The 7,989-nt window shown below is 66.5% G+C and carries 7 protein-coding genes; all 7 read left to right on the top strand.

From position 1 onward, the window contains the following. The coding region (locus JSV65_11950; GenBank protein UCH33283.1) for a hypothetical protein at nucleotides 1–237 on the top strand (237 nt) is incomplete at its 5' end. A 472-nt stretch (nucleotides 238–709) separates the two neighbouring features. Then, on the top strand, nucleotides 710–1,972 hold the full coding sequence (locus tag JSV65_11945; protein ID UCH33282.1) for a histidine--tRNA ligase: 1,263 nt from the start codon (nucleotides 710–712) through the stop codon (nucleotides 1,970–1,972). Then, the gene (aspS, locus tag JSV65_11940) at nucleotides 1,969–3,765 is read left to right on the top strand and encodes an aspartate--tRNA ligase (protein ID UCH33281.1); all 1,797 of its coding nucleotides are present in this window, start codon (nucleotides 1,969–1,971) and stop codon (nucleotides 3,763–3,765) included. The genes JSV65_11945 and aspS overlap by 4 nt, the downstream gene beginning before the upstream one ends. Further along, entirely contained in the window at nucleotides 3,762–5,300 is a 1,539-nt protein-coding gene (locus JSV65_11935) for a long-chain fatty acid--CoA ligase (GenBank protein ID UCH33280.1), read from the top strand. The genes aspS and JSV65_11935 overlap by 4 nt, the downstream gene beginning before the upstream one ends. A 12-nt stretch (nucleotides 5,301–5,312) precedes the next feature. Next, a complete protein-coding gene (gene rnc / locus JSV65_11930; GenBank protein UCH33279.1) occupies nucleotides 5,313–6,044 on the top strand; it encodes a ribonuclease III in 732 nt (243 codons plus the stop codon). A 224-nt stretch (nucleotides 6,045–6,268) separates the two neighbouring features. Continuing rightward, nucleotides 6,269–6,892 carry a DUF47 domain-containing protein gene (locus JSV65_11925; protein UCH33278.1) on the top strand — a complete coding sequence of 208 codons (624 nt, stop codon included), beginning with the start codon at nucleotides 6,269–6,271 and terminating at the stop codon, nucleotides 6,890–6,892. A 53-nt stretch (nucleotides 6,893–6,945) separates the two neighbouring features. Further along, nucleotides 6,946–7,932 (top strand): inorganic phosphate transporter, encoded by a 987-nt coding sequence (locus JSV65_11920; GenBank protein ID UCH33277.1) that lies wholly within the window; start codon nucleotides 6,946–6,948, stop codon nucleotides 7,930–7,932. Nucleotides 7,933–7,989: the final 57 nt, after the last annotated feature.

The following is a 7,989-nucleotide window of genomic DNA, read 5'->3' as shown; positions in this document are numbered from 1 at the left end:
GCCGGCGTGAAGGCGACGCAGGACAAGGCGAAACAGGAAGTCAACCTTAGCCGCGGCGAGGCATCCGTGACCCTTCCCGTGGGTCGCTGGCCGAAGGAGATGCAGGACAAGCACCTGCCGGCGATCCCATCGATGGGCGGCGGGTTGCTGCTTCCCGTGCGCTATGTCGCGGAATCCCTCGGCATGCGCGTCCACTGGGACGCCAAGACCAAAACCGCCAACATCATCACCAGGTGACGACTCCGTCGCGCGCACCCATTGGACGCCTCCGTCCCAACTTTCCAGGGCCCGTCGGATGCTCTTTCGCGCACACCTCGCTGCGGCGTCGTACGTCCCGGTGCGCCCGTGCCGCATCCGGCATGGAGTCTTCCGCTCCCTCGCGGTGTCAAGCCGTGCCTCCTCAGCCGCCGGTGACGCGCAACCCGGTCTGATGATCGCATCTTGCGCTGAGGCGGGACCGGACCGCCATGGAAACGCCCCCCCGTCATGTTCGGGAAGGATTAGCCGCCGACCCCGACGAAAGACTTGCGTGTCGAGGGATTTCCCCTATCACCCGGATTACTCATGACGAGCGCAGACTTCAGGCAGACTGCGCGTCTGGGCTACGCCTGCGGCGCACAAGAGTCATGAATTATCCGCGAGCAGCGACTATGGCGCACGCAACGACGATGCTGCCGACCCGCGACAGGTATGAATAATGCAGGCTATCATGCGCTACTCAGCTCCCCGTGGGACTCAGGACATATTGCCGGAAGACGTGTGCCGCTGGCAGCGACTGGAGGCGTGCTTTCGCGACCTCTGCGCGCGCTACGGCTACCGCGAGATCCGCACGCCGGTGTTCGAGGACATGGCGTTGTTCGCCCGCGCGGTGGGCGAGGAGACCGACATCGTCGCCAAGGAGATGTACGTCTTCGAGGACCGCGGGGGCCGGGCGATGGCGCTGCGCCCCGAGGGCACCGCGCCGGTCGTGCGCGCGTACGTGCAGCACAAGCTGTACGGGCTGCCCGGGGCGCAGAAGCTGTACTACATCGCGCCGATATTCCGCTATGAGCGTCCGCAAGCCGGGCGCTATCGCCAACATCACCAGGTCGGCGTGGAGGCCATCGGTGCGCCGGGGCCGGACATTGACGCCGAGATCATCGCCCTCGGGCGCGACTTGCTGGACGCTCTCGGCGTCAGCGGCGGCCGCCTCGAGATCAACAGCGTCGGGTGTCGGGAGTGCCGCCCGCAATACCGGCAGACACTTCAGGATGCACTGCGCCCGGTGCTCTCCGAGCTGTGCGAGGTGTGTCAAGGTCGCTTCGACCGCAACCCGATGCGCATACTCGACGACAAGAACGAGCGCTGCCGCGAGTTGACTGCCGACGCGCCGAGGATCCTGGATCACCTGTGCGCGGCGTGTCGCGGCCACTTCGAGGGCTTGCAGCAGTGCCTCGCGGACCTCGGGCTGGAGTATCACGTCAACGCTCGCATCGTGCGCGGCCTCGACTACTACGCGCGCACGGCGTTCGAGATCATCCATGATGCGCTGGCGGCCAAGGACACCGTTATCGGCGGCGGCCGCTACGACGGCCTGGTCGAGGAGTTGGGCGGGCCGCCGACGCCCGGGGTCGGCTTCGGCGCGGGCGTCGAGCGCATGCTCCTCATCATGGAGGCGCAAGGTGCGGCGCCTCCGCGCGCCGACGGCATGGTGTACGTGGCGGCGGCCGACGACGCCGCACGCAAGGCGGCGCTGCGGGCGCTGCGGGGACTGCGGTCCGCGGGCATCGCCGCGGACATGGACTACAGCGCGCGCAGCCTCAAGGCCCAGATGAAGGAGGCGAACCGCGTCGGCGCGTCGCGCGTGGTGATACTGGGTGAAGACGAACTCAGGTCAGGCGCGGCCACCGTACGCGACATGGCGACGGGCGAGCAGACCCAAGTGGCGCTGAGCGATCTGCCGGGTGCGCTCGGCGGCAAGGTGTGCAAATGACGCGGACTCACCACAGCGGCGAGCTGCGTGCGGAGCACGTCGGCGACCACGTGCGCCTCGCCGGATGGGCGCAGACGACGCGCGACCACGGCGGGCTGATCTTCATTGACCTGCGCGACCGATCCGGCGTCGTACAGGTCGTCTTTGACCCGGCACAGGCGCCCAAAGCGCACGAGGCTGCGCAGCGCGTGCGCTCGGAATACGTCCTCGCCGTCGCCGGCGAGGTGACGCGGCGTCCGGAAGGCACCGAGAACCCCGACATGCCGACCGGCCAGGTCGAGGTGCGGGCACAGGAACTCGAGATCCTCAATGCGTCGCGCACGCCGCCCTTCGAGATCGCCGACGACAAGCCGGTGGATGAGATGGTGCGCCTGCGCTATCGGCATCTCGACCTGCGCACGGGCCGCATGCAGCGCAACCTGCGCGTGCGCCACGAGATGGCGCAGGCGGTGCGTGGGTACCTCAACGCTCAGGGATTCTGGGAGATCGAAACCCCGCTGCTCATCCGCAGCACCCCCGAAGGCGCGCGCGACTTCCTGGTGCCGTGCCGCCTCCAGCCCGGCAAGTTCTACGCCCTGCCGCAGTCGCCGCAGCTTCTCAAGCAACTGCTCATGGCCAGCGGCATGGAGCGCTACTACCAGATCGCGCGCTGCCTGCGCGACGAGGATCTGCGCGCCGACCGCCAGCCCGAGTTCACGCAGATTGACCTCGAAATGTCGTTCGCCGACGAGGAGGCCGTCATCGCCGTCAGCGAGGGCATCACCCAGGCGGCCCTCGCCGCCGCCGGCGTCCAGGTCACCCCGCCATTTCCCAGACTCACCTACCGCGAGGCGATGGATCGCTTCGGCACCGATAAGCCCGACCTGCGGTACGGCATGGAGTTGAAGGACATCTCGGAGTGCTTCCGCGAGACGCAGTTCCGTGTCTTCCGCCAGGCGCTCGAGCAGGGGAGTATCATCACGGCGCTGGCTGCGCCGGGCTGTGGCGAGTTCTCTCGCGCCCGGCTCGACGCCCTGGTGGACGCCGCGACCAAGCTCGGAGCGCGAGGCCTGGTGTGGATGGTCGTCGAACAAGACGGGCTGCGCTCGCCGGTGGCGAAACATCTCTCCGAGGATGAGCAGCGCGCGGTGACTGCCGCCGCCGGCGCCGCAGCGGGCGACCTCATCCTCATCGCCGCGGACGAGCGTGACCGCGCGTGCTCCATCCTGGGTTCCTTGCGACAGCAGTTGGCCGGGGAGTTGGGGCTCGCCAAGGCGGGCGACCTCAAGCTCCTGTGGGTCACCGACTTCCCGCTGTTCGAGCGTGGGGAGGACGGGGCGGTGCAAGCCATGCACCATCCCTTCTCCAGCCCGAAGGAGGAGGATCTCGCGCTGCTTGACAGCGAGCCGCTCGCCGTTCGGGGACGGCTGTACGATCTGGTGCTCGACGGCAACGAGATCGCGAGCGGGAGCATCCGAATTCACCGGCGCGATCTCCAGGAGCAGGTGCTGCGGTTGATCAACATGCCGCTGGAGGAGGCGCAGCGGCGGTTCGGCTTCCTGCTCGAGGCGTTCGAGTACGGCGCGCCGCCCCACGGAGGCATCGCCTTCGGCTTCGACCGCTTGGTGGCGCTCGCGGTGGGCGAGGAGAGCATACGCGAGGTAATCGCCTTCCCGAAGACCGCCGCCGGCACCGATCCCTTGACCCGCGCGCCGACCGATGTTGATGCGGAACAGCTTGCCGAACTGGATCTGCGCCTGGTGCCGCGCAAGCCGCAAGCGCCAGGCGACGACAAAACGGAGGTGCCATCATGACGCTGGGCAAGATGCTTGACGAGAGCGCGCGCAGGTTCCGCCATCGCGCCTGCTTGATCTTCCGCGGCAAACGTACGACCTACGGGGAGTTCGCCGACCTCACCGACCGCTACGCACGCGCCATGTACGACATCGGCATCCGCAAGGGCGATCGCGTGGCGATTTGGGCGCTCAACGGCCCCGAGTTCGTCACCGCCTACTACGGCAACGCCAAGCTCGGTGCGATCAGCGTCCCCATCAACACGACGTTCACGCCGGAGGAGGCGCACTACATCCTCTCCGACGCCGGGGCGAAGGCGATTGTCGCTCATGCCGCCTACGAGCCGGCGCTGCACCAGATCTGGCAGCGGCTGCCGGACTTGCAGCACGGCATCGTCATCCCCGCGGAGGACGCGCCAAGCTCCTTCCTGCGCTGGGACGATCTCATGCAGCAGGGGGCCGATGCCCTGGCGCGCGCCGACGAGTCGGCCCTCGACTTCAAGGAGCGGGGCATGACCCGCGACGTGGCCGTGTTCCTGTACACCTCCGGGACGACCGGGCACCCCAAAGGCGCCATGCTCACCCACCGCAACATCATCTGGGACGCCGAGGCCTGCCATCGGGCGATACCCCTCGACCGGGACGACGTCGCCTTGTGCGTCTTGCCGATGTTCCACAGTTTCGCTGAGTTGGTGCTGATGGTGTTCCCGGTGACCATCGGCGCCTCGGTCGCGATCCTCGAGCGGTTCATCCCTGCGAACGTGCTGCAAGCGATTCACGAGCACGAGGTGACGCTCTTCTGCGGGGTGCCGAGCATGTTTGCAGTAATGCTCCAGGTGCCCCGGGAGCAGCGCCCGCCGATAACCACGCTGAAGTACTGTGTTTCGGGCGGCGCGCCGCTGCCGGCGAAGGTATTCCAGGGATTCAAGGCGGAGTTCGGGGTGCCCATCCTCGAAGGTGACGGCCCCACGGAGTGCTCGCCTGTCGTTTCGGTCAACCCGCTCGAGGGGCCGCACAAGATCGGCAGCGTCGGCCTGCCCTTGCCGGGCATCCAGGTGAAGATCTTCGACGAGCACGACCGCGAGGTGCGCACCGGCGAGATCGGCGAGATCGTGGTCAAGGCGCCGAGCGTGATGCTGGGGTACCACAACCAGCGCGAGGCGACGCAGGAGGCGCTGCGCGGCGGCTGGATGCACACCGGCGACATGGGACGTATTGACGAGGACGGCTATATCTACATCGTGGACCGCAAGAAGGACATGCTCATCTGCAGCGGCATGAACGTCTATCCGCGCGAGGTCGAGGAGGTGTTGTACCAGCACCCGGCGGTGGCCGAAGCGGCCGTCGTGGGCATGGTCGACGAATTGCGCGGCGAGGTGCCGGTGGCTTTCATCGCGTTGGCGGAGGGCAAGAGCGCGACCGAAAGAGAGATCATCTCGTTCTGCCGGGAGCGCTTGGCACGGTTCAAGGTGCCGCGCAAGATCGAGTTCCGCGACCAGTTGCCGAAGACGGCGACCGGCAAGATTCTCAAGCAGGATCTCCGCAACGAGCAGTGACGACGCCCACTCATGCATCGACAGCACTTGGACATTAAGCAGCGGCGAGAACTCGAGCGTCGGCTCGGTACCACCTTCCGCCGCCCGCGGCTGTTGGTGGAAGCGCTGGTGCACCGTTCGTATCGCCCGGAGGGCGAACCGGACCTCAGCAACGAGCGCCTGGAGTTCCTGGGCGACGCCGTGCTCGGGCAGGTCATCGCCGAGCACCTCTACCACAAGTTCCCGGACTGGAGCGAGGGCGACCTCACCAAGCTCAAGGCCGCAGTGGTGAGCGAGGTGACGCTCAGCGAAGCCGCTCGCCACATCGGCCTCGGCGACTTCCTGATCCTCGCGAAAGGGGAGGCGCAAAGCGGCGGGCGTGACCGGCCGTCTCTGCTGTCTGACGCTCTGGAAGCGATCATCGGCGCCACCTACCTCGACCGCGGGCTGCGCGCCGCGCGCGCGCTGGTGCTGCGGTTGCTGGACGAGCCGATCCGGGTTCTGGAGCAGGACGAGCAGCGGCGTGACTACAAGACGCTGCTCCAGGAGCTGACGCAGAGCCGGCACAAACAACCGCCGGTCTACCGCGTCGCCGCCGAGGAGGGGCCGGATCACGACAAGACCTTCGCGGTGGAGGTGCGCTTCAGCACCCACCTGCTTGGTGAAGGTGTCGGCAAGAGCAAGAAGGAGGCGGAGCAAAAAGCGGCTAAGGAGGCGCTCGAGGACATGGAACGGCTCGAGCGCATCGTCGGCAGCGCCAACTAGCTCGCCTGCTTATGGCGACCCGAGAAATGCTGCATCGTGGGCGAGCTGACCGTCATGAATGCCCCCGCGCATCCGAGCTGCGCCGACGAGAGGCCGACCGCGCCGACGCGGCACGGGCATGAACAATGCAGGCTGGCGGGCGTCGTGCGCGTTCCGCCGGACGTTGGCGAGGAGACCCCGGCCTGCACGCCCAACGGCGCACACGAATCGAAGGAGAGGGCGCTATGCGTTTGCGTATCATTCCCCGCAATGAACAGTTCTTCGATCTGTTCGATGCTGCGGCGACCAACATCGTCCAGGGCGCGCGTTACTTGCACCAGATGGTGAATCACTATGACCGCGCCGCGGAGCTGGGCAAGCTCATCGAGGAGACCGAACACGAGGGCGACATCACGACCCATGAGATAATGGAGCGCCTCAACACGACCTTCGTCACGCCCATTGATCCCGAGGACATTCGCGACCTCGCATCCACCCTGGACGACATCCTCGATTACATCGAGGCGACCGCTGACCGCATGATACTCTATGATGTCGGAGAGCCGGCGCGGTACATGTCGGATCTCGTGACCATTCTCGAGAAGTCAGCCGAGGAGATCGTCAAGTGCATCGGCGGGCTGCACGACCTCAAGCGGCCTCGCCGCCTACTCGACCACTGCATCGAGATCAACCGCCTGGAGAACGACGGCGACCGCGTGTCGCGCCGCGCCCTCGCCGAGCTGTTCAGGACGGCGACCCCCATGGACGCCATCAAGTGGAAGGAGATCTACGAGCACGTCGAGATGGCCATAGACAAATGCGAGGACATCGCAAACATCATTGAGAGTGTGGTTGTCAAGTATGCGTAGGGCGTGTCTGCGAGCGCGGTTGACGGCGATCATCGAAAGCATGGTCGTACGGTATGCTTAGGCCCCTCACCGCCGCCGTTGTTGGGGCCGCCGTCGTCTTCGATTTCATCAACGGTTTTCACGACACGGCCAATGCCGTTGCCACGTCCGTTTCGACACGGGTGCTGTCGCCGATGCGCGCGGTGGGCATGGCGGCAGTCCTCAATTTCGTCGGCGCCCTCATCTCCACCGAGGTCGCGAAGACCGTCGGGAGAGGCATCGTCGCCCCGAGCGCGGTCACGCAAAGCGTGATCCTCGCCGCGCTGCTCGGCGCCATCACGTGGAACCTCATCACGTGGTATTGGGGCATACCGTCGAGTTCGTCGCACGCCCTGGTCGGGGGCGTCATCGGCGCCGCGGCTGCCTACGAGGGATTCGCGATCCTCAATGTGTCCGGCCTCATCCACATCTTCAGCTCCCTGCTTGTATCCCCGGCCGTCGGCTTCGTCGTCGGGTTGACTCTGATGGTCGCGCTGTTCTGGCTCTTCCGCGCGGCGGTGCCGGCCAGAATCAACGCTCACTTCCGTCGGCTGCAAGTCCTCTCCGCCGCCTTCGTCGCATTCAGCCACGGCACGAATGACGCGCAAAAGTCCATGGGCATCATCACCATGGCGCTCGTTACCGGCGGCTACCTCGGTAGCTTCGTCGTCCCGTGGTGGGTCAAGCTGGTGTGCGCCCTCGCTATGGCGCTGGGCACTGCCGCCGGCGGCTGGAAGATCATCCAGACCATGGGCATGCGCATCATCAAGCTCCAGCCTATCCACGGGTTCGCCGCCGAAACCTCATCGGCGCTCGTCATCCAGACCGCCAGCCACTTTGGCCTACCCGTCAGCACCACCCACGTCATCTCCTCCGCCATCATGGGCGTCGGCGCGTCGAAGCGGCTGTCGGCCGTGCGCTGGGGAGTGGCGACGAACATCGTCATCGCGTGGATCGTCACCCCGCCGGTGTCGGCCATCCTCGGTGGCCTGGCTTACTTCGTCATTTCCGCCTGGGCATAGCGGCCGGGCGCCGCTGACACGGAATCGCACGGGGGTGCGCGGCGCGGTGCCGCGCGT

It is taken from the genome of Armatimonadota bacterium (genome assembly GCA_020354555.1).
GTDB lineage: Bacteria > Armatimonadota > Hebobacteria.
This window is presented reverse-complemented; position numbering and strand designations above follow the sequence as displayed.

What these genes read in the sequence shown, in the direction of transcription:
- JSV65_11945 (UCH33282.1), top strand. Translation starts at nt 710, where the DNA reads ATGCGCTACTCAGCTCCCCGTGGGACTCAGGACATATTGCCGGAAGAC.
- aspS (UCH33281.1), top strand. Translation starts at nt 1,969, where the DNA reads ATGACGCGGACTCACCACAGCGGCGAGCTGCGTGCGGAGCACGTCGGC.
- JSV65_11935 (UCH33280.1), top strand. Translation starts at nt 3,762, where the DNA reads ATGACGCTGGGCAAGATGCTTGACGAGAGCGCGCGCAGGTTCCGCCAT.
- rnc (UCH33279.1), top strand. Translation starts at nt 5,313, where the DNA reads ATGCATCGACAGCACTTGGACATTAAGCAGCGGCGAGAACTCGAGCGT.
- JSV65_11925 (UCH33278.1), top strand. Translation starts at nt 6,269, where the DNA reads ATGCGTTTGCGTATCATTCCCCGCAATGAACAGTTCTTCGATCTGTTC.
- JSV65_11920 (UCH33277.1), top strand. Translation starts at nt 6,946, where the DNA reads ATGCTTAGGCCCCTCACCGCCGCCGTTGTTGGGGCCGCCGTCGTCTTC.